The organism is Fimbriimonadia bacterium (assembly GCA_039961735.1).
In the GTDB taxonomy this organism is placed as follows: domain Bacteria; phylum Armatimonadota; class Fimbriimonadia; order Fimbriimonadales; family JABRVX01; genus JABRVX01.
Window position 1 is genome coordinate 1 of the sequence record JABRVX010000019.1, and the last position, 3,230, is coordinate 3,230.

Annotated in this window: 1 protein-coding gene and 1 pseudogene; one reads left to right on the top strand and one right to left on the bottom strand. The window is 65.3% G+C overall.

Annotation, left to right across the window (positions count from 1 at the left end):
* Positions 1 to 38: 38 nt before the first annotated feature.
* Positions 39 to 143: pseudogene (locus HRF45_06615) on the top strand (FAD-dependent oxidoreductase).
* A 1,272-nt stretch (positions 144 to 1,415) separates the two neighbouring features.
* Here HRF45_06615 and HRF45_06620 read toward each other — a convergent pair.
* A complete protein-coding gene (locus HRF45_06620) occupies positions 1,416 to 2,915 on the bottom strand; it encodes a PQQ-like beta-propeller repeat protein (protein ID MEP0766200.1) in 1,500 nt (499 codons plus the stop codon).
* Positions 2,916 to 3,230: the final 315 nt, after the last annotated feature.

Below are 3,230 nucleotides of genomic sequence, written 5' to 3' on the forward strand. Positions count from 1 at the left end.
GGCTCTCGGCCTCGCGAACCGGCGGTAGACTCCGCCCGGTGAAGCAGACCGACTTCGAGGTCATCGTCGTGGGGAGTGGTCACGCGGGGTGCGAGGCCGCGTTGGCGTCTGCGCGCCTCGGTTGCCGGACCGCGTGCGTGACCTGACGTCCTCGCCGCACTAGCAACTTTAGCGCTAACAGGATTGGCACCGTCAGCCCGTTCGGCTCCGGTACCGGCGTGCTGAGCCACACTTCGTATGTCTGCTCGGGTGTCTGCCACCACCACAGGCAGTGGCCCGCGTCACCGATTGCCATGGATGAAGCCTCCCAGACGTCAGTCCCCAGCGCATCCCGTGACAGATTGAACGTGTCGTAGAAGATGCCCCCGAAGTGCTCGGAGAATCGCCAGCCCCCCCATAGCACGTGACCCGTGGCGTTGATGCGGGCATTCGCAGGGTCGGAAGCCGCGTCGGCACCCAGCACCGTGGCGGTAAGGTTCACGTCGTCACGGAACAGGTTCCAGTCCATACCCCCGCCTGTTGCCGACCACAACACGTGACCGTCCTCGGAGAGGCCGTGGGCCATTGTCTGCTTGCTTGCCCCGACCACCGGATAGGATACGCTGGTCGTGTTCAGCATCACTTGACCGCCCGGTCCGCCCTCCCAGAGGGCGTCACCCCGGCGGTTCATCCCTCTGGGGATCCCTTCGGCTGTGGGCCCGAAAGCCTCCGTCGTCAAGTCGCGGCGGTCCACGTACACTTTGTACCGATTCCCGGTAGATGGAGCCCTGCCTAACCACAGTACGTGCCCCGCATCGTCCACCCAGCCTCCCTCGGCGGTGCGACCCGCGCCAAGGAAGGCGCTCATGTTCTCGGTACCCGCAAACATGTCCCAGTATCCCTCGGTGCTCGCACCTCTGCCTCGCCAGGCGACCGAGCCAGACGGGCTCGGGACCGACGGCGTCCTGCCTTCACCCGTCTCACCGAGCGCCGCCGTGGTGACGTCGGAGTGATTCACGTACGCCTTCGATAGGCCGTCCACGTACCTCTCGTAGCTGATCTGGCCTCCTCGGCCGCGTTGGTAGGGCGCAGCGTACGACACGGAAGTGGCGAACACGTCCGTGCCGACGTACAGACGGCTGTGGTCCCACCAGATCGGAAGCCCGTCGTCCGTAACGCCCCGCGCCCCTGCGGAGTGGAAGCCTCCCTCGACTTGCAGGCTCACGTTCGTACGCCCCGCGAAAACGTTGAGCCCCGTCTCGGTAACCAACTCGTAGACGGGCACACCGCCCGGGCTCACGTAGCTGTAGTACGATTGCGGGGGGTTGTAGTGGGTCGAAGTCGCGAGCCGCTCGTGCACCCACTGCGTCTGGCCATAGGCCTCGCCACACAGCACGGCGACGGCGGCACAAAGGGCGGGGTACAACGCTCTCATCTTAGGGCCCCCAGATCGCGAACAGACGACCGCTCCTGTAGCGCGGGTGGGATGATCCCACATACACGGTCCCATCCGAATCAATGCTCAACTGCGGACGCTCGATCGTGTCCGGGAACGTGGGGTACAGCAGCCGCCACCAGTACACGGGAGCCGGGAAGTGAGCCTCCAGCCTAAAGGAGTACACGATCGGCTCTTCGTATGCGATCACGATGGCTTGCTGCATGCGGCCTTCTGCGTCGTACCACCTTGCGCATGCTCCGACCGCGTCTACGTTGTTGATGAGTGGGTGGTCGGTAACCACCACGCCCTCGGCCCATCGCGGGGGCGGATCGCCTGGCTCAGTGCACTCCTCGACGCGTATGAACCTGGACGGGCCACCCACGAAGGTGCCGAACCAGATGCGCGCGCCTTCGGCAGTCCAGTCCAAAAAAGGGCCGCCCTCGACCGGGTCCACGGCTTCAAGTCCCAAGGGCCCAGCCACGGAAGTCAGGAAGTCGAGCGGCATGTAGGTGTCGTGGTGCCACTTGCTGGAGGGTGCCTGGTAGAGCCCGTTGTCGACAACGGCGTGCAAGCCATTGCCGACCTGCTGGTAAAAGGTCGTGTAGTAGATCGTGCCGTCATCGCCGATGACGGGCTCACAGTGGACTCCGGGGGCTCCCGCTGGGTTCTTATACGGGTTGGGCCACTTCAACTCGCCGTAGGTCCCTCTGTCGACAACCGCATGGAGCCTTCCGAGGGTGTCGCCCACATATACGGTGCCGTTGTCGCCGACCGCAGGTCCTGCAATCACCCCAACGAGTTGTGTGGGATGCGCGGGCAACTCCTGCACCCACTTCGAGGTGCCCGCCGCATCATACGCGCTGACGTACGCCTTCCGTGTGGCCCCGTTGGACCAGGCGACGTAGATCCGGCCGTTCGAGCCGATCACCGGCGAACCACCTATGGCTTCACCCACTTGCCGGATCCAGACCAGCGATCCGTCCGCACGAAAGCACCAGAGGCGCCCGTCGTCGGTTGTGAAGTAGACGTTGTACAGCTCTTGGCCCGGAGGACCGTCCAAGCCGTCGCCCCCCGCTGAGTAAGCTACACCCAACGCAGGAGTGCCATACACGCCCTGCTCGTGCGCCGAGGCGGGCGGCTGGCTTGGCGGGGGATAGGACCAGAGCCTCTGGCCTGTCGCCTTGTTCAGACAGATGAAACGACCATGAGTCGTTCCGAAGAACAACTTGCCGTCGGGGCCGATGGCCGCTCCGGCATGGATGGCGTCCACCTCGTCGGGGTCGTTGTGGGTGTCGTTGGGGTCGTAGATCCACTTGATCGTGCCCCGCAGGGCCGGGTTCGCTGGAACCACCGTCGTCCGACCGGTGTGCCTAGCGTCGTGGCCCATCATAGGCCAGGGGGCATTCGGGACGGGCTGCCCTAGCGTGGGGGGGGGCAGCAGCAGCGCGGCGGCAACGAGCGCAGGCGCCACGCCGCGAGCATCCAGAGGTCCAAACATCGCATTCGCTCCTTCCCGGGAGACCGCGCACGCCAACCGCGCAGTGGGGGCCGGCGCGGCTCTCCCAGTCATTCTACCACGGATTCAACTTGGTGGCAACGCATCCGCCCACAATCGCGTCACAGGCTCGCGACCCTTGAGGTCGGTCTCGGCGCTTGTCGCAGGCTACGTACGCGGCAGGATCGCTCCCACGAAAGGGAACAGGAACTCACGAAGGCTCTCGGCCTCGCGAACCGGCGGTAGACTCCGCCCGGTGAAGCAGACCGACTTCGAGGTCATCGTCGTGGGGAGTGGTCACGCGGGGTGCGAGGCCGC